The following is an 18209-nucleotide window of genomic DNA, read 5'->3' as shown; positions in this document are numbered from 1 at the left end:
ATTTTGTTTTTTGTAGCTACAAATCGTATCATGCCTGCTATTTCAACGATACGATTCGTATCACTAACAAATTCATGTATTACACAACTAAAAAAACAGCCTTAGAAAGGGTTCAATTGGAAACGCCATGTGGTTTTTCGGCGTAATAAAAAATGACTGACAGCAACTATGCCAGCAAGTGCAATTAATATATATAACTGCAGCCATTGAAATCCTGAAAATTGCCCTCTTAAAATGTAGACACTTTGCATCATGAGGTACAAAATACTAAACCACCCAAAATAAGCAGCTAGAATATTGCCACCAATTCGCGTGATTTTATCAAACCAGTTTTCGGGTTGACCAGCAAAAAATTTCATATGTAACCAATCTAAAAATAGCATAATAAAAATAAAGCTCAAAAGATCCATGCCCACTAATTTAAGAATTGTCAAATAATCTCGTGTCACATTAAAATGTTGCTGATGGACTATGTTTAAAACATAAGCAGTTAATATATCTGAGCCCAAAATAAAAAGTAGCCAACTCAAAGGTTTGGCGCGAACCATATCACGAATCATCTTATTCTCCATTATTGCTGATTTGACACAGCATAACTATAATCAACTAATCCTGCAACTGCCGTGCTGTTTCAACAACCTGATTATACCACTTCATATATTCCGCACGATTTTCATGTGATAAGCGAATCATATAAAACGAGCGGTTAAATGTCTCCGGTAAAACTTGATAAGGAATATCTGGTGTCAGACTCTGGATGCTCACAATCGATTTGCCAACATTTTGCGCTAACATTCTCACAATAACATCGTTATTAGAAATTGTCATGGCGTGCTGTGGCACAATGTTATTTTGTTTAAAATATTGCTGTGTGTAATGATACACACCTGAGCCTTTTTCACGCACAAGCCAACGTTGATCTGTTAGATTACCAGCTAATACCAATTGATCGACAGCTACCTCATCACGCAAAATGTAATCATGGGTAATGGGTTTTTCAATCATACCAAAATCAAAACGATGATTTAAAACACCGGCCAGAATTTCTTCTGAATTATGCATTTCAATCGTCACATCAACACTATCAAGCTGCTCAGAACGCATCTGTGCAAACAATTTTGGTAAAAGAACTGTCGCTGACGTTTGCGATACACCAATACTAATATTCAGCCTTTCATCGCGTCCAACACTATCTGTCACCGTTTGCCATTCATCAAGTAAATGTCGCGCCTTTTGGTAGAGTAACCGACCATTTTGCGTTGGTGTAAATTCTGTCCGACCGTTACGATGAAAGAGTTGGGCTCCTAATTCTTTTTCTAATTGTTGAATATGCACACTAACAGTTGGTTGAGAAATAAAACGTTGCGCTGCTGCTTTTGAAAAAGAACGCGTCTCATAAACTGCCACAAAAGTTTGAAGTAATTTAAACATGTTCTCACCTATTACATTTATTAATTAAACACATTATAAATATTTATTTTACAAATAGCAAATAGCGCGGTAGCATTAATCATATTAAAAGTTGTTGTGCTTGGCACACACATCGGAGGGAAGAGTCATGAGAATTAAATCTAACATGATATCGGGTATCATTATGACACTCATATTATCTGTGATCTCAAAATTTTTAGCACAATGGTTGCCCTTTTTAGGCGCCGAAGGCATCGCAATGTTACTAGGCATTGTCTTAGGTAATACACTGTTAAAACAAGCCGGTTTCGCCCCAGGTATGAAGTGGGCCGAAAAATACCCCATTGAAATCGGTATCGCCCTCATGGGCCTCACTGTGACACTGCGTACTATTGAGCAGCTCAAGCTACATGGTATTTTATTTATTCTGCTACAAATGTCATTGACAATTTTAATCGTTTTGTGGCTAGGTGGTCGATTATTCAAAGTCTCACCTAAAGCTGCCATGCTTATGGGCGCTGGTAATGCCGTCTGTGGCTCCAGTGCTATTGCTTCGGTAGCCCCAGCGATTGGCGCAACCGACGATCAACGTCGTACAACAGTTGCCACTGTCAGCATTACCGGTGTTGTGCTCTTGTTGCTACTACCGGCAGTTGGTCCCTATCTTGTTGGCCAGCACAACATTCTGCTTGGTGCATTAGTTGGTGGTGTCGTGCAGTCTGTTGGTCAAGTTGTTGGTACAGCCGCATTGATCAATCCAACTGTTGTGACCTATGCCACGCTATTTAAGATGCTACGCGTTATTTTGCTCACAATTGTCGTCATCGTTTTCTCAAAAATGGCACAAAAGCAACAAACTGATACCACTGTTGTTGCACCGAAAGGGATTAAAATCCCCTGGTTTATCATTGCCTTTGTCGTTCTTTTACTGGCTAACAGCTTTATGATGCTCCCCCATGTTTTGACAACTGGTGCGAAAAGCATTTCTGGTTTCTTTGGTATTGTGAACCTAGCTGGTATTGGATTGAACTTGAAAATTAATACTATCAAAAAAGCCGGTGGTAAATTCTTGACTTATGGTTTGGTCACTGGTCTAGTCCAAGTGATTTTAGCAGTGATTTTAATTCGTATCTTATTTTAATGAAGTAACTGTATTCATGCCCTAGCAAAAGCCCACCTGATTTAGAGTAATCCAAATGAGGTGGGCTTTTTGTATGCCATTTGATTGCCGTCGTGACACCAATGTGACTGCCTGATTTTTTTAGTATGCTGCAGTCATTTCACTTGCTGTTACAACTTACAATTCACGTTGTTTTAAGCCGATACCTGTTATTGCTGACAAAATAGACATAATAGGTGAGAGTAAAGCAAAGAGTGTGTATGGGGCAAACTGTACAACAGGTACACCTAGCGTTTGTGCGGCGAAAGCACCTGCTACACCCCATGGCACAAGATAATTCATTACCGTGCCTGAATCTTCAATTGTGCGACCCAAAGCCAATGGTGAAAGTTTAACTGTTTTGAAACTCTCTTTAAACAATTGTCCTGCCAAAATAGTTGACAAGTATTGTTCTCCGACTAAGAAATTGGCGCTAATGCCTGTTAATAGTGTCGCTAACACAATGGCACGTTGACTACGTAAATGTGCCACAATCGGTGCCATGACAGTATTTAATATACCAAGTCCACTCAGTAAACCACCCAACGCTAAGGCCAGCATAATCATCATAATCGTGTCCATCATGGCAGACATACCGCCGCGATTGAGTAATGCTATAAGTGTTGGGTTATGACTAGTTGTTTTGAATCCTTTTACTAATAAATTAGCCCATACCGTAATACTATGCTGCGTCAGGAAAGCCGCACTTGAAACGATGATATTTAACATCAATGCTGGTATAGCGGGAATTTTGAACCACGCTGTGATAACTAGTAAGCCAAGTGGTACGACAGCCCACAAAGTCGGTTGCAGTAACGGTAATAATGCTGCAATTTTTTGTGTCGCATGGGCTGTTGTGTGATGTCCAAAACTCAGTACAACACTCACCAAAAATGTGAGTCCCCAAGCAGGTACTGTTGTCCACATCAAATTCTTGATATGCGCAAATAAATCCGTCTCAGAAATAGCACTAGCTAAATTTGTTGAATCCGATAATGGCGAGCTCTTATCACCAAAGATAGCACCTGATAAGACAATGCCCGCAACTAGTGCCGGATTCATCCCCATCAATGTGCCAACACCCATGAGTGATACGCCAACTGTTGATAACGTTGTAAAAGCACTACCAATCAAAGCACCAACAATTGACGTGGTCAGAAACGCCGTAGGTAAAAAGAAAGTTGGTGTTAATAGCTTAAAGCCTACCCAAATCATAGTTGGAATTACACCTGTAGCCAACCACAATGCGATCAAGGCACCAATCAGTAAAAATAGAAAAAGTGGTGTTAAACCTGATTCAATGCCTTTAATTAATGCCTGTTGACTATCACGCCATGACACCCCCTGTGTTCTAGCAACAATCATAATCATGCCAACAACCACTAATATCGGCGCTATTGGCATGAGGCCAAAGCCAATTACACCCGTGGCTAAAATCACTACCGTCGCCAACAACAATATAACAGACAATTTTGTTCCTAACTTATTTGTCATTATTTTCTCCTGTCGTCACCAGTTACCTGATGTTTTTTATAATAAAAAAAGTCCCCGCTGTCATAATGACAGAAGGGACGAATCGACAATTAAAAAATCCGTGGTACCACCCAGCTTACGCGCTAAAAAACGCATCACTTTGGCATTTGATAACATGGTGCTGCCACGCTTAAATCGATAGCTGTATTTCGGATGATAACACCTGTGCAGTTTTCACCAACCACTGCTTCTCTTGACGCCGAATGTTTATCCTACTCAAAAAGTGCTAATTTCAAGTAAGCATAGTGTACTATGTTGCCGAGTGCTTGTCAACCGGTCGCCTAACCATAAACAACAAAAACCCTGTGACAAGCATCATAGCAATAAATACTGACAAAAAGAGACTATTCATCCACCCTTTATCCATCATCAGGCCTGAATATATCGGTCCCACAACACGTCCAAAACTGATCATCATCGTGACAAAACCTTGTGCTTGACCAGCAACGGCTGGCGGTGTGATTTGCGCTACCCAAGCTGGTACTTGTGGACTTTGCAGCATTTCCCCCACGGTTAGCAATTCAAAAACAATAACCATTTGCCAAAATTCTTGCACAAAAATTAAAAAGAAAAAGCTACTAGCAAAAATAACGCTACCGATAATAACCGACACATGATAGGGGTGTTTATTAGCCCAATTGGAAACAAATTTTTGAAAAATAATAATTGTAACACCATTAATCATCCACAAATCAGCGTAATTACGTGTCGGCATACCAATCATTTTCATATGTGGCGCCATGACCGTTTCCCATAACATATAGGATAAGTAAGTAATAAACAATAACGCACCTATTACTGCTAGTAAGAACGTCACCTTGAACTTTGCTGTTGTTGTGGCCATTTCTGTCACATCAGTCACAACTTTTTTTCTGGCTGATAAATTCACATTGAACTTGGTAATAACAATCACTGCTAATACCGCGTAAATGCTAGCAGATATACTCATTAAAAGACTAAATCCCAAATCAAAGAGATAACCCACCGCCAAAGTGCCGACAACAACCCCGATATTTAATACAATGTATAGGTTATTAAAAACGACGCGTGCCTTATGACCAGGAATAATTGTGGCAAAAGCATTAACCAGTGTTTGTTCAACACCCATACTTAGGTTAGCTAACCATACAAGTATGGCAAAAACTGGCCAGCTATTCCAGAAAATCAGACTTGTCACTGATACCAATGTCACGAGGCTGGTCAGAACCATCGCTTTATACGGGTGCCAGCGATCAAATAGTTTCCCTCCGATAAAGGCCCCAATCATCCCCATCAGAGCACCAATCATCAACACAATCCCGGCCGTCGTAAAACTTTGGTGTAGCGTGCCAGTCATATATAATGTCATCACTGGCCATATCATCGAGTTGCCCGAGCTAGATAGCATTGTCCCAATTAATAACCATTTTTCACTCAAAACACGCGATTTATCTGTTAAATCCGTTTGCATAAATCCTCCAAACTAATACTTCATTTTAGCATGAATCGTTGCTAAAGATGTCATGGTGACCACTAAAAAAACGCCTTTATTAGGCGTTTTTTGTTGTTGTCCCACGATGAAATGTAATTGGAAATGTATATTGGCGTTCTTGCGCTAAATCTGGTTGTTCTATTTTCCGAATTAGGGTATCTACTAATGTTTTTGCTAAATCAGAGATAGGCTGCACAACAGTTGATAGCGTTGGAAAACTTTCTCGTATAAAGTCACTACCGTCATAACCAACAACTTGAACATCTTGCGGCACACGTAAATGCATCATACGTAGCTCTTCTAAAACTAACAATGCTGTCGTATCGTCTGTTGCCATAATACCATCTGGTTTTTGTTTTAAAATTTCTTGGTGAATAAGCATCTTACGAAAATTAACGGTCGCATCGCTGGGCATCATCTGTATGGCTGGTGTCAGTTGGTGCTTTTTAGCAATGTCCATAAAGCCATTTGTCCGATCAACAGTGGGATTTGTATCATGGATTTCCCCAGAAAAGACGAGTAACTTTTTGGCACCACCGGCTAATAATACACGGGCTGCCGTTTGCCCACCTGAAAAATTATCAGAACTAATTGTTGGAATATTAGGTCCAAAATAGCGATCCAAAGACACAACGGGTAGATTCAATTGTTGATAGTCGTCAATAATCGTATTATGTGAGGCTGTAATCAGCCCGTCAACTTGATTAGATTGCAACATACCAATGTAAGAGCGTTCTTTCTGGGGATTATCAGAGCTGTTAGCAAGAATCACTTTATATTCACGATTAAATAGTTCTGATTCTATTTTCTCAAGCAACTGTGCATTAAATGGATTACGTGTATCTGTTAAAATCACACCAATGAGTTTCGTGCGTTTACCCGACAATGAGCGCGCGACTGAATTAGGATGGTAGTTCATTTCTTGCATCGCTGTATAAATACGCGACTCGGTTTTTTCGGAAAAATAACCACGTTTATTTATAACTCGTGACACTGTAGTCAATGATACACCTGCACGTTCTGCGACATCTTTTAATGTATAGCCCAATTTACCCATCCTCGGTTCGATAACGTCTTTATTTATATAGTTTATCAAAAAATGCTAACGTTGCGTTAAATAGTGTCTCTCTTGTCTGTACATCTCCCCAACTATGATCCGCATTAGCAACCACTGTCAAGTCTGCAGACTGGCGATAAGTTGTCACGTATTTTTGAGCATACGCCACTGGCGCAATCATATCTGATCCACCATGAATAATTTTAACCGGTCCCTGATAATTAACGGCTGTGTCATAAATTGCCACTGTCTTTAAATCTTCAAAGAAGGCAGCACCCAACTTCATCGAATTAAAATCAAAATAGCCTTGCTCAGAAACACTAGCGATTGACTTACCTTGCAGTGTTTTATGTTCTAGAATTTCGTCTTGAAAAACAGCTGCCGGTGACCACATGCATAGACCGGCAATTTGACTGCCCAATTGTCCAGCAACCATACTTGCAGCAACGCTACCCAGACTCATACCCAGCAACGCCACACGGTTTTCATCAACAAAATCCAGTGTTTTCACAAAGGAAACAAGCTGCGTTCCCTCAAAAATCTCATTGCTAAACGTGAAATCCATAAAGGTGCCATCACTCTCACCATGTGCCGAAAAGTCAAATGCAATCGCTGCAATACCGCTCTTGGCAAGTAATCGACTAATTTGAACAAATGAACAAAAATACTCTGTTCGCACTGCCCCAAAACCATGAAACAGGAGCACGGTTGGTACGGGTGCTGTGATATTATCTGGCACATATGCTGTGCCTCGCAATGTTAGTCCATTGATTGTCGTATTCACGTAGTTAATCATCACTAAATTGCTCCCTCATTCATTTCACTTTCACGTTTAGCCATTAAATCAGCATGCATTTTAGCACTCACTTTATCCAAGCCATAGAACAAAATACTAATGACACAAAGCGCGTCAATCAAAGCTGGTCCATAAATAAAACAGATATTAATCCCCATGATGCCAGACGCTGTTTGTGTGACATTAGGCACAAAGTGGAAACGTGCCAAAATTTCACTGTTAATCACACCTGCTAAACCAGCACCAATGCTGGCACCAATGGCAGAAACTGATGTCAGCAAGCCTTGGGCACGGACACCAAAGCGCCATTCACCATAATCAACAGTTTCTGCTGTCATAACAAACATTAGGCTCTGTGCTGCACCTAACCCGAAGGCAGATACTGCAACACCAAGGATAGCAGAACCTACGCTTGCTGTTTGTGCGGCAACCAGTAGCACCCCTTGCCCTAGAATAGCAACAAGCAAATTAGCGATAACAACGGTTCGCATAGGATACTTTTTAATTAAGAAAGGAATCGTAATCGCACCAACAATCATTGCCAGGGAACTAACTGAGTTGGCAATAGCTGACATGCCTTCATTGTGTAAAACATATTTAAAGAAGTAAACAGTAGATGAATTTTTAACCACGACACCAATAAAAATGATGATATTAGTGATAATGATTGTCCACCATGGACCATTTGGGAGCAGTGCTTTGATACTATCATGCAAAGGGACAGGTTTTTCTTGCTCAGGGGTGATATTTTCACGAACATTAATAAAAGTAAATACTTCCGCGATAACCAAAATTACCGCGAAAAGTCCCATCCCCATAGCAAATCCTTTGGCGTTATTCGTTCCGCCTAGCATTGAAACAAGGGGTAAAATTGCTAAGCCTGAAATTAAACCACCAGCTTGTCCTAGTACATTTCGGAACATATTAGCTGAAGCACGTTCATTCGGATCGGCTGATAAACTTGGTAAAATTGCGTTAATGGCTGTGCCTAAACCAGCAAAGTAGACCGTAAAGACTGCGTATGTAATATAAGCCAATGTCAGTCGCGAGCCTGCCGGGAAAAATGCTATCGAGAACAGCAGAACAGCTGATATGGCATAAGGAACGGCCATCCACAAGAACCATGGTCGGACTTTACCAAACCTTGTTTGTGTCTTGTCCACCAAAATACCAAAGATTGGTCCAGCAAAGGCATCAAAAATACGTACAATTAGGAATAATATACCCGTGGCAGCCAAGCTTAGTCCAGCCACATCAGTATAGTAAAACATCAGGTAATTTGTTGCGGCAACAAACACTAAGTTGTTACCAAAGTCACTGAAACCATACGCGACCTTATTAGCAGTGGTTAACTTGTTTTCCATTTGAGTTTCCTCCTCAATTAAATCAGCGAAAGCGCTTACATTTTTAACCGACTTTATTATATGCTGTGTTTTTCATTGTGTCAAGCGGACGTCACAATAATATCTTAAAAAACTTTTTTTATCCCTTATATCTCTATATTTAAGAATAAAATATTATGCTTTGCGCTTGACATATAAAACAAATATGTTTACTATGAAGGCGTATTAAAAATGCAACATTACCCATACACTTATTAATTGGAGGTTACGCTGTTGTCTAATCCTACACACTACATGACACCATTCTCCCCACAGGATTTTCCGGAGGATACAACACTGGTGCCAAATACTATCACTTTAAACGGTGATGACACCCCCATCATACCGATGTGCTTTACAAACATCGCATATGATGAAAATCATCCGTCATTATTTATGGATATTTTAGTACCGCCTGTCTACATTCCGGAAACTGGCATTAACGATCAACGGCAGTTTCCACTTATTTTATGGATTCAAGGCTCTGCTTTTGCCACCCAAGAAATTGGTCTTCATCTGCCACATCTTAGTGAATTTGCACAACAAGGTTATGTTGTGGCATCGGTAGCCTATCAAGGTAGCGATAAAGGCGGTGAATTTCCATCAACTATTCGCGATGCTAATGCTGCACTAGAATTTTTGTTATCGCATGCCAAAGACTATCATATTGATACGACTCAGATTGTCCTATGGGGTGAATCATCAGGCGCCTATACTGCCATTATGATGGCGTTAACCCAAGATGATGCTTTCTTTTTCCACAATGAAGCTAAAAATCGACAGTTTAAAGGTGTCATTGACTTTTATGGGCCGACTGTATTACAAGATTTAGACCTATCACCTTCCATACAAGAACACCGTTCAGCTAACAGTTGGGTCGGCGCTTACTTTGGTCATGCAGCTATTCAAGCAACGAATCCTATCATGACACAGGCTAATCCACTGACATACATCAATACGGCATGTCCACCATTTTTGATTTTCCACGGTACAATGGACATGATTGTACCCTTTCAGCAAAGCGTCTCGCTCAAAACAGCATTAGATGACGCTACTGTTGACAACACTTTTGTCACAGTTAAAGGCAGTAATCACGGCACCGATGCTTTTTGGTCAACTCAGGCCAAAAAAATTGTTCATGCCTTCTTAGAAAAGCACACAAAAAAAGCAGCGACACAACCGGTAACTACTATCTAAAACCAATATAAAATATAGGCGGAATTAATTATGGCTTTTATGACCTTACACTACTTCTCAAACGTACTTAATAAGATGACAGAAGTTTCTGCTATCATCCCCGAAAGGCGTGAAGCCGATGGCACAGTAGCCTACGACCAATTACATGCCCAACCTTTGAAAACAATCTGGCTGTTGCATGGCTTGTCAGGTGACGCCACTGATTGGTACCGTATGACCGGCTTGGAACGTTATGCGACTGAATATGGTTATGCTATTATTATGCCCGACGTCGCGCGTAGCTTTTATAACAATATGACCTCTGGCCCAGATTACTGGCGTTTTATTACCGAAGAATTACCTCACCGACTGCGCCAACTCTTGCCACTTAGTGACCAACGTGAAGATAATGTTGTGATTGGCAATTCAATGGGTGGCTATGGTGCTTTAAAATGGGGATTGAATTGTCCGCAACAGTTCGCACATATCGTAGCTTTATCAGGTGTTGTCGACTTAGTTGATTTTTATGATAAACGCGATATCTTCGCCATGCCTGATTTCGACCTCGTTTTTAGCGGGCAAGATATAACACGCAAGCCCCTATCTCTTGCAGACACATTAGTTCATCTAGATAACAACAAGTGGCCATTATCTATTTATACGACCTGTGGTGAAGAAGATGCATTGTACCAACAAAACGTCATTTTTAGCCAACAATTAGCAGATAAAATCGGATCCCACCATACCTGGGTTTCACATCCTGGTATTCATGATTGGGATTTTTGGGACCAATCACTCCACGAGGCATTTATTTGGTTAGACAAAGAAAAGGAGCAACATGATGACAAAAAATGACATGCTTGAACAAGCGAAAAATATGCGAAATCAGGTGGCTGTTTATGATCTACCCTTGCCTGACGAACGACATCATGGCATAACAAGGTCAGAACAAACAATAGACGTGCCCAATCAAGACGCCCTAAAATTAATAATCTACACGCCCAACTATTTACCTAGTCAAGGTATCATACTTAATTTTCGCGGCTCGGGCTTTATGTATCCTTGGACGGATGGCGACTATGCTTTTGCTAAATCGCTTGTGTATGCAACAAACTATACTGTAATCGATGTAGATTACCCTATTGCCCCTGAACACCCTTTCCCCGCTGCCGTTGACGCTGCATTTGCTGCCTTTAAATATGTACAAGAAAGTTTTACAACATTTGCACCAGTAGATTCGCCTTTGATTGTTATGGGTCATAGTGCCGGAGGGAACTTAGCAGTGACAACACAACTCCGTGCTAAAAAAGACGGCATTCCTTTAGCTAACAAAGTTGTACTGGATTTTCCAGTATTAGACTTAGCCACTGATGCCGCTGATAAAAAATACCCTGATGGTAAAGGCATTCCAGTGGCAGAATCGCGCCTGATGAATCGTTTTTATTTACAAAATGACACGGTAGATTTTGCTAAAAATCCAATGATATCACCCATATTTGCAAGTACGTCTGATTTACTCGGCTTTCCAACAACCATAATTCATACTGCCGAATTTGACAGTCTACGCGATGAAGCCGAAACTTTTGCACAACATCTCGTAGCAGCCTACGTGCGTGTCACCCTTGCACGATATCCAAATGCTTATCACGGTTTTACAGTTGTGAAAACTCCCATAGGTCAACAATCATTTGAAGAACTTGTCCATGATATTCTAAAGTAAACATATCTACGAGGCTGTTTTGATTTTGCCACACCAAGAATAACGACACACTTTTATTTGTTAAACGCTTAATCCGTTTGTGAAAATAGGTACTTTTTAAATGATTTTGCGTTATAATGGTAAATGAATTTAATTATAGTATTAAGGGGAACATCATGGTTGCAGAAATCAAAACATTAGTTACTTTTTTTGGTGGAACTGGTGATTTAGCAAAGCGTAAGCTTTATCCTTCAGTTTTTAACCTTTACAAGAAAGGTTACTTACAAGAACATTTTGCCATTGTTGGTACAGCACGTCAGGATTTGACTGATGCTGAATTCAAGCAATTGGTTCGCGAATCAATCGCTGACTTTACTGAAGATAAAGCCCAAGCCGAGGCCTTCATCGCACACTTTTCATACCGTGCACATGATGTAACCGATGCAGCTTCATACAACATCTTAAAACAAGCAATTGAAGAAGCAGCCGAAAAGTTCGATATTCAAGGTAATCGTATTTTCTACATGTCTGTGGCACCACGATTCTTTGGGACAATTGCAAAATACCTCAAGTCAGAGGGCTTGCTAGCTGATAGTGGTTACAACCGTTTGATGATTGAAAAGCCTTTTGGTACATCATACGCCACTGCCGAAGAGCTACAAAAAGACTTAGAAAACGCTTTTGACGATAATCAATTATTCCGTATTGATCATTATCTTGGTAAAGAAATGGTCCAAAATATTGCTGCCCTTCGTTTTGGTAACCCCATCTTTGATGCCGCTTGGAACAAAGATTACATTAAGAACGTCCAAGTTACTTTGTCTGAAGTGCTTGGTGTTGAAGAACGTGCCGGTTATTACGATACAGCCGGTGCATTATTAGATATGATTCAAAACCACACTATGCAAATTGTTGGTTGGCTTGCTATGGAAAAGCCAGATTCATTTACTGATAAGGATATCCGTGCGGCTAAGAATGCGGCTTTTAATGCTCTTAAAATTTATGATGAAGCCGAAGTCAACAAGTATTTCGTCCGTGCACAGTATGGTGCCGGAGACACTGCTGATTTCAAGCCATATCTTGAAGAAATGGACGTACCCGCTGACTCAAAGAACAATACATTCATCGCTGGTGAATTACAGTTTGATTTGCCACGTTGGGAAGGTGTGCCATTCTACGTGCGTTCAGGCAAGCGTTTAGCTGCTAAACAAACACGTGTCGATATCGTCTTCAAGGCTGGTACCTTTGCCTTTGGTTCTGAACAAGAAGCGCAAGAAGCTGTGTTATCAATTTTGATTGATCCTAAGGGTGGTATCGAATTCAAGATTAATTCAAAGTCAGTTGAAGATGCTTTCAATACACGTATGATTAATCTTGATTGGTCAATTTCTGATGAAGATAAGCAAAATACACCTGAGCCATACGAACGTATGATTCACGACACAATGAATGGTGACGGATCAAACTTCGCTGACTGGAACGGTGTTGCTATTGCTTGGAAGTTTGTGGATGCTATTTCAGCTGTCTACACTGCTGATAAAGCACCACTTGAAACATACAAGTCAGGTTCCATGGGACCTGAAGCATCTGACAAGCTGTTAGCCGAAAACGGTGACGCTTGGGTATTTAAGGGTTAATAAAATAAAAAAAGAAGACTAGCTAAGCTAGTCTTCTTTTTTTATTCAACAGCAATTTTACGATTAAGTTGTGGTGCAGTCACCTTTTGTGCTGTTCGTGTTTTTTCTTCAATATATTTAATCAGCGCGTCAGTATCAGTCCCTGCGGCACCAACTATTTTTGTATTTTTAAAGGCTGTGAAATTATCACCCCCACCATGCAAAAAGTCATTGATAACAACACGATAATTTTTGGTGTCCTCTATGCTTGTGCCATGTGTATCACGCATCTCTATCACACGATCAGAAGGATTTGTCTCATCAGACTTATGGTAAGTATACTGCAATCCTGCAATTTGGAGATAATAGTGCTGGTTTTCGTTATATTGTTGATTTAATGCTTGCCTTATTTGAGCCCCAGTCATGTCAACAACTTGCAAAATATTACCAAAAGGTTGAACAGCTGTCGCTGCACCCCAAGTAATTGCTTTACGTTTATTCACAGCTAAATCAGCTCGTACACCACCCGTGTTCGTCATCGCAAAATCCGGGTTTAATTGTGCATGTTGTGCTGCTGCAAGTTGCGAATCAGCAACTAATTCACCCGCTTGATTTTCAAGCGTGTCATTATTATGCAATCGGCCTGTGATTGTTTCATTTGTTGCCGCATAACCAATCACTTGACTCACTTTTTTATTGACGCGTTTATCAGCATCTTTAACAATATTTGCTACTGTTTTATCTGATTTGGTTTTGGGATCATCTTTAGCTGAAAGTACCGGATAAACATGTGACGTCACATCAGTAAAACGTCCTGATTTGCCATCAATATAACACCAACTATTATCGTACGCTTTTCCAGTATAGACAGCTTGAACGACTTGAGTACGACCCACCTTCGCGTTAGCATACTGATGTGAATGACCAGCGACATACAAACCAACTTGGTTGTCAGGAGACAAATTATTTAACTTGTTTAAAATAGCCACGCTTTGGCCTGACGTTGTATCTGTTTTTGTTTCTACACCAGTGTGTGCTACAACAATAATGGCATTAACACCTTTTTCGCGTAAAATTTTATCATATTTAGCAATTGTCTCGGCCTCATCAAGCACATCATAGTCTTTATAATTTTGATATAGCGTTAAGCTTGGTAATGTGGCAGTCTCAATACCGATAATGCCAACCTTAGCTGTCTGATTGTTTTGTTTAACAGTCTTGATTATATAGGGTTGATAACCATAAGGGATTTTTTGATCTTTTTTGTTCACCACATTGGCAACAATCATATCAACACCTGACGTGCGATGGGGATAATTTTTAAGCAACTTATCCGCTGAATTATCAGGCTTTTTACCTGTTAAAATACGATTAAATTCGGGCAATCCATGATCAAACTCATGATTTCCAAGCGTCCCAATACTAAACTTCATTGCTTTTAAGGCATGCATTGTAGATTCGTGGGCCAAAAGCGTTGAATTGGCGGGTGCTGCACCGACAGCATCGCCAGCTTCAATACGCAAAGTATTATCAGATTCAGTGACCGATTTAAAGTGCGATTGTGCTTGATCCAAATAAGCTGCCAAGCGCGATACCGTGCCGGCCTTGCTATAATTCTTGTCCCCTATTTTGACATCTCCGGTGGTATCAAGGCCACCATGTAAATCGTTAATTCCTAAAATTTGAACAGCAATATCATTTTTATGCTTCTGGTTGGCCCTTGGATAATCTTTTTCCAATTTTGGCTTAGCATACTGATCCGTACCGTTTATAATTGCAAGATCTGCTTGTACTCGCCCGCCGTAACTAACTAATGCCAAACCAGTCATTAATCCCACAACAAATAAACGCGTTAATTTGCGCGTTGCAACACTTTTCATTCTCATACCCTCCAATTATAATCAATAGTATCGCATTGCATATGCGTGTTTTTGATTATAATTGGGTTAAATAAAGAAACAATTTATTATATTTTTCATTAATTGTTCGCTTTTAACAAAAATACCTACCTTAAAAATGTTCTTGTCGGCTAGAAACACCGTAATCTTTTTGTTAGTTTAGTGTGGTGATATGAGTTGGTAAATCAGCCAGCTGTTCTGGATGATGTGTGGTGATCAAAACCACTTTATGGCGCACCAGCACAAGATATTCAATCAAGTTAAGAATGATTTCAGTGTTATGACTGTCTACGTTACTTGTTGGTTCATCAAAAATATACAACTGACGATTCAATAAAAATTGCCCATAAGTACTCACCAGCTGTATTTCGCCACCAGATAATTGCCCCATTTTTGTTGACCAGATGTGGTCCAATACAGGACTAATTAGTTCACTCACATCATCATGAAAAGTTGTTGTTTTGCCTCCCAATTCTTGGTACATTTTAAGTGTTTGTGCCACGGTTAATGTTGGTAAAAACTGCACCTGTTGCAATTGATATGCAATCTGTTTAGGCTTCGGCACATCGTACTTGACCCCCGTCACCTTAGTCGTTGCGACACCAGCAATGAAGTCCAATAACGTTGTTTTACCTGAACCATTGGCTCCAATAAGAATATTCACGACATTTGGCTTTAATGTCATAGAAAAATCACGCGCCAAGACGCGGTGGCCATACTGAGCTGAATAATGACTAATATGCATAGTGTGCTCCTCCAAATTAAACGCGCTTTGCAACAGCATTCACTGTGAATTTTGATACTGAAAAATAGCCAACCAAACTATAAATTAGCGTTACTATCAACCAACACCATATGAATTGAGACGCGATTGCTCGATGAAAAAAACCAAGTAGTAATTCATCGGCAGTACCGGCTATATAAGATATTGGGTTGAACATAGTCACGACATCTTGTAGTAACTTTCCCTCGGGTAATTTCAAAAAAAGAAATGCGCCAAATATCAGCACGCTGGTTAAAACATTAAGCGATTCAATTTTAATGGGTAATAGTACTAGAATACTAGATAACAGGATAATCGGTAGAGAAACAATGACAGATACCAAAAAAGCAGCAAAAATAATTCGCATATCCCAATGATTGGTCACAGACATGAACACGACATTAAAAAGCAACAACTCAATATTTAAAATAAACCAGTGTACACTCACTTGACTACTTAATATCTGCCATTTTGATCCAACAATAAAATATAGTTGCTTGTAAAATCCACTTTCTCGCTGTGAAATTATCGCCACAATAACATTATTTAAAAGTGTCACTAAAATAATATAAGCCCAAAAATAGCTCAAAAAAGCTAAGGTTTGTTCATTAAATGACATTTTTTTCCCAATGACACGATGATTTTGAAATATAAAATAACCGGTTGGCAGTAATAAATTGAATATAAATACAAACTTATTACTCAACATGTTTATAAAATAGATACGGCACAACGCTTTGATTTCCCTCATTTTTTTAACATTCTCTCATTCATCAATATTTTAAAAATAATAAAAATCTTTTATTTGTCATTATACGCTCATTTTTATGGTTGTAAAATGTATCTTGACAGGGCTTATTTTTATTGATATAGTTTACCTGTTAATTAACCAGTAAACTATCGAGGTATCTCATGTCCCAATCAGACCATATTATTCAAGAACTTAATACGTTCGTGCAAACCTATGCTGCCAGTTCCGAATTTATTCAAACAACTGCGGCACAAAAAATAAATGCAACACAAGCACATCTGCTCATGTTGCTTAAAACACAGCACGCCACCAATTCATCACTAGCGGAGAGCATGCATTTAACAAAACCAGCAATTACAAAAGCTATAAAGAATTTGATTGCACATGGCTACGTTGTCGCGACTAAAGATGTCAATGACAAACGTAGTGTTAATTATCAGTTAAGTACTGAAGGCATGCAATTAGCAGCGCAACACGAGGCGTCACACCGTAACTTACACCATCGCATTGATCACACGATTGCAACTTTTACACCAGCACAACGTGAGACAATTGTGGCATTTTTAGCACAAATCAATCACCTAGAGGATAACCAATCATGAAAAAAATTATTGCCATTATGGCTGTTATTATTATTGCTATTGTCGGTTTTGCAGCCTTTAAGGGCCAAGCAACAAAAAAAGAAACCAACCAAATTACTATCGTTGCATCAACTGATTTTTATGCCGAATTAGCCCAAACCATTGTAGGCAATCACGGGAAAGCTACAGCCATCATTAAAGATGCAAATGTATCACCAGAGGACTATGAGCCTACCACTGCAGTTGCCAAAAAGGTTAACGGCACCGATATTGCAATAGCCAATGGTCTTGGCTATGATGCTTGGCTAAATAAATTAGCTAAGTCATCACGACAAACGCAACTCGTGCGTGTCGGAGAAGATGTATTACATGAGAAGTCTGGTGCTAATCCTCATCTTTGGAATAACCCAGATACGATGATTAAAACGGCTAACTATTTAGCCAATGATTTGTCAAAAAGAGACCCCAAAAACAAGTCTGAATATCAAGCTAATGCGAAAAAATATATTTCAAGTTTAGCCCCAGTGACAACATTGATTACCGAACTCAAAAAAGAGGCTAAAGGGCAATCAGTTGCTCAAAGTGAGCCTGTATTTGAATATATGCTGACAGCTCTCGGTTACAAGGTCATGGATACTGATTTTTCGGAGGCTATTGAAGAAGGTAATGACCCTTCACCAGCAACACTTACTTCTCTCAAATCCGCAATCACTAATCATCAAATCGCCTTTTTTGTTAACAATAAGCAAACTACTAGCCCAACCGTTTCAAATATGTTGAACTTAGCCAAAGAAAATAATATCCCTATTGTTAATGTCACAGAAACAATTCCAAATGGTGAGCACTATGTTAGCTGGAAAGTCGCTGAATTGAAAGAAATTCAAAAAATTACCCAGGCAAAATAAAACCACAAACCA

At 39.6% G+C, this 18209-nt stretch carries 17 protein-coding genes; 7 read left to right on the top strand and 10 right to left on the bottom strand.

The features are described 5' to 3' along the window. Positions 1–101: 101 nt before the first annotated feature. Both C5L21_RS00900 and C5L21_RS00895 read right to left on the bottom strand, forming a co-directional pair. On the bottom strand, positions 102–560 hold the full coding sequence (locus C5L21_RS00900; RefSeq protein ID WP_085699429.1) for a Tellurite resistance protein: 459 nt from the start codon (positions 558–560) through the stop codon (positions 102–104). A gap of 46 nt (positions 561–606) precedes the next feature. Then, the gene (locus C5L21_RS00895; RefSeq protein ID WP_085699431.1) at positions 607–1431 is read right to left on the bottom strand and encodes a LysR family transcriptional regulator; all 825 of its coding nucleotides are present in this window, start codon (positions 1429–1431) and stop codon (positions 607–609) included. 127 nt (positions 1432–1558) lie between these two features. On the opposite strand from C5L21_RS00895, the gene C5L21_RS00890 reads away from it, so the two are divergent. Beyond that, positions 1559–2551 carry a YeiH family protein gene (locus C5L21_RS00890; protein WP_004905085.1) on the top strand — a complete coding sequence of 331 codons (993 nt, stop codon included), beginning with the start codon at positions 1559–1561 and terminating at the stop codon, positions 2549–2551. A gap of 156 nt (positions 2552–2707) precedes the next feature. Here C5L21_RS00890 and C5L21_RS00885 read toward each other — a convergent pair whose 3' ends face one another. The 5 genes from C5L21_RS00885 to C5L21_RS00865 all read right to left on the bottom strand — a co-directional run bounded on the left by C5L21_RS00885 (position 2708) and on the right by C5L21_RS00865 (position 8790). After that, positions 2708–4063, bottom strand: coding sequence for a Na+/H+ antiporter NhaC family protein (locus C5L21_RS00885; protein ID WP_085699433.1), 1356 nt, complete (start codon positions 4061–4063; stop codon positions 2708–2710). Between the two features lie 289 nt (positions 4064–4352). Next, positions 4353–5552, bottom strand: coding sequence for an MFS transporter (locus C5L21_RS00880; protein WP_133285980.1), 1200 nt, complete (start codon positions 5550–5552; stop codon positions 4353–4355). Between the two features lie 79 nt (positions 5553–5631). Then, positions 5632–6630 carry a LacI family DNA-binding transcriptional regulator gene (locus C5L21_RS00875; RefSeq protein WP_004905088.1) on the bottom strand — a complete coding sequence of 333 codons (999 nt, stop codon included), beginning with the start codon at positions 6628–6630 and terminating at the stop codon, positions 5632–5634. Between the two features lie 19 nt (positions 6631–6649). Continuing rightward, the gene (locus C5L21_RS00870) at positions 6650–7426 is read right to left on the bottom strand and encodes an alpha/beta hydrolase (protein ID WP_036058438.1); all 777 of its coding nucleotides are present in this window, start codon (positions 7424–7426) and stop codon (positions 6650–6652) included. Between the two features lie 2 nt (positions 7427–7428). After that, positions 7429–8790 (bottom strand): glycoside-pentoside-hexuronide (GPH):cation symporter, encoded by a 1362-nt coding sequence (locus tag C5L21_RS00865; RefSeq protein ID WP_133285979.1) that lies wholly within the window; start codon positions 8788–8790, stop codon positions 7429–7431. 252 nt (positions 8791–9042) lie between these two features. Between C5L21_RS00865 and C5L21_RS00860 the strand changes: the two genes are divergently transcribed. The 4 genes from C5L21_RS00860 to zwf all read left to right on the top strand — a co-directional run bounded on the left by C5L21_RS00860 (position 9043) and on the right by zwf (position 13320). Next, entirely contained in the window at positions 9043–10005 is a 963-nt protein-coding gene (locus C5L21_RS00860; protein WP_085699436.1) for a prolyl oligopeptidase family serine peptidase, read from the top strand. 30 nt (positions 10006–10035) lie between these two features. Next, positions 10036–10839, top strand: a complete 804-nt coding sequence (locus tag C5L21_RS00855; RefSeq protein ID WP_004905092.1) for an alpha/beta hydrolase — start codon at positions 10036–10038, stop codon at positions 10837–10839. Next, positions 10823–11704: an alpha/beta hydrolase fold domain-containing protein gene (locus C5L21_RS00850; protein WP_004902387.1), complete on the top strand. Its 882-nt coding sequence runs from the start codon at positions 10823–10825 to the stop codon at positions 11702–11704. The genes C5L21_RS00855 and C5L21_RS00850 overlap by 17 nt, the downstream gene beginning before the upstream one ends. Positions 11705–11859: 155 nt before the next feature. Next, the gene (gene zwf / locus C5L21_RS00845; protein ID WP_004908307.1) at positions 11860–13320 is read left to right on the top strand and encodes a glucose-6-phosphate dehydrogenase; all 1461 of its coding nucleotides are present in this window, start codon (positions 11860–11862) and stop codon (positions 13318–13320) included. Positions 13321–13361: 41 nt separating this feature from the next. On the opposite strand, the gene C5L21_RS00840 is transcribed toward zwf, so the two are convergent. From C5L21_RS00840 to C5L21_RS00830, 3 genes are all read right to left on the bottom strand, one after another. Next, positions 13362–15179: a bifunctional metallophosphatase/5'-nucleotidase gene (locus tag C5L21_RS00840; RefSeq protein WP_085699438.1), complete on the bottom strand. Its 1818-nt coding sequence runs from the start codon at positions 15177–15179 to the stop codon at positions 13362–13364. Between the two features lie 172 nt (positions 15180–15351). Continuing rightward, positions 15352–15942 carry an ABC transporter ATP-binding protein gene (locus tag C5L21_RS00835; protein ID WP_099044808.1) on the bottom strand — a complete coding sequence of 197 codons (591 nt, stop codon included), beginning with the start codon at positions 15940–15942 and terminating at the stop codon, positions 15352–15354. A 16-nt stretch (positions 15943–15958) separates the two neighbouring features. After that, positions 15959–16669, bottom strand: a complete 711-nt coding sequence (locus C5L21_RS00830; protein ID WP_004905098.1) for a hypothetical protein — start codon at positions 16667–16669, stop codon at positions 15959–15961. Between the two features lie 203 nt (positions 16670–16872). Between C5L21_RS00830 and C5L21_RS00825 the strand changes: the two genes are divergently transcribed. Together C5L21_RS00825 and C5L21_RS00820 are read left to right on the top strand one after the other, a co-directional pair. Further along, positions 16873–17313: a MarR family winged helix-turn-helix transcriptional regulator gene (locus C5L21_RS00825; protein WP_004902369.1), complete on the top strand. Its 441-nt coding sequence runs from the start codon at positions 16873–16875 to the stop codon at positions 17311–17313. Then, entirely contained in the window at positions 17310–18197 is an 888-nt protein-coding gene (locus C5L21_RS00820) for a metal ABC transporter solute-binding protein (protein WP_040189675.1), read from the top strand. Before C5L21_RS00825 ends, C5L21_RS00820 begins: the two co-directional genes overlap by 4 nt. Positions 18198–18209: the final 12 nt, after the last annotated feature.

This window comes from Leuconostoc citreum (genome assembly GCF_004354555.1).
Classification (GTDB): Bacteria; Bacillota; Bacilli; order Lactobacillales; family Lactobacillaceae; genus Leuconostoc; species Leuconostoc citreum.
Note: the sequence above shows the minus strand (reverse complement) of the source record. Positions and strands in the feature narration are given on the sequence as shown.

Coding starts and splice junctions, on each gene's coding strand:
- C5L21_RS00890 (WP_004905085.1), top strand. CDS start 1,559: ATGAGAATTAAATCTAACATGATATCGGGTATCATTATGACACTCATA.
- C5L21_RS00895 (WP_085699431.1), bottom strand. CDS start 1,431: ATGTTTAAATTACTTCAAACTTTTGTGGCAGTTTATGAGACGCGTTCT.
- C5L21_RS00900 (WP_085699429.1), bottom strand. CDS start 560: ATGATTCGTGATATGGTTCGCGCCAAACCTTTGAGTTGGCTACTTTTT.
- C5L21_RS00885 (WP_085699433.1), bottom strand. CDS start 4,063: ATGACAAATAAGTTAGGAACAAAATTGTCTGTTATATTGTTGTTGGCG.
- C5L21_RS00880 (WP_133285980.1), bottom strand. CDS start 5,552: ATGCAAACGGATTTAACAGATAAATCGCGTGTTTTGAGTGAAAAATGG.
- C5L21_RS00875 (WP_004905088.1), bottom strand. CDS start 6,630: ATGGGTAAATTGGGCTATACATTAAAAGATGTCGCAGAACGTGCAGGT.
- C5L21_RS00820 (WP_040189675.1), top strand. CDS start 17,310: ATGAAAAAAATTATTGCCATTATGGCTGTTATTATTATTGCTATTGTC.
- C5L21_RS00835 (WP_099044808.1), bottom strand. CDS start 15,942: ATGCATATTAGTCATTATTCAGCTCAGTATGGCCACCGCGTCTTGGCG.
- C5L21_RS00830 (WP_004905098.1), bottom strand. CDS start 16,669: ATGTTGAGTAATAAGTTTGTATTTATATTCAATTTATTACTGCCAACC.
- zwf (WP_004908307.1), top strand. CDS start 11,860: ATGGTTGCAGAAATCAAAACATTAGTTACTTTTTTTGGTGGAACTGGT.
- C5L21_RS00870 (WP_036058438.1), bottom strand. CDS start 7,426: ATGATTAACTACGTGAATACGACAATCAATGGACTAACATTGCGAGGC.
- C5L21_RS00825 (WP_004902369.1), top strand. CDS start 16,873: ATGTCCCAATCAGACCATATTATTCAAGAACTTAATACGTTCGTGCAA.
- C5L21_RS00850 (WP_004902387.1), top strand. CDS start 10,823: ATGATGACAAAAAATGACATGCTTGAACAAGCGAAAAATATGCGAAAT.
- C5L21_RS00840 (WP_085699438.1), bottom strand. CDS start 15,179: ATGAAAAGTGTTGCAACGCGCAAATTAACGCGTTTATTTGTTGTGGGA.
- C5L21_RS00855 (WP_004905092.1), top strand. CDS start 10,036: ATGGCTTTTATGACCTTACACTACTTCTCAAACGTACTTAATAAGATG.
- C5L21_RS00865 (WP_133285979.1), bottom strand. CDS start 8,790: ATGGAAAACAAGTTAACCACTGCTAATAAGGTCGCGTATGGTTTCAGT.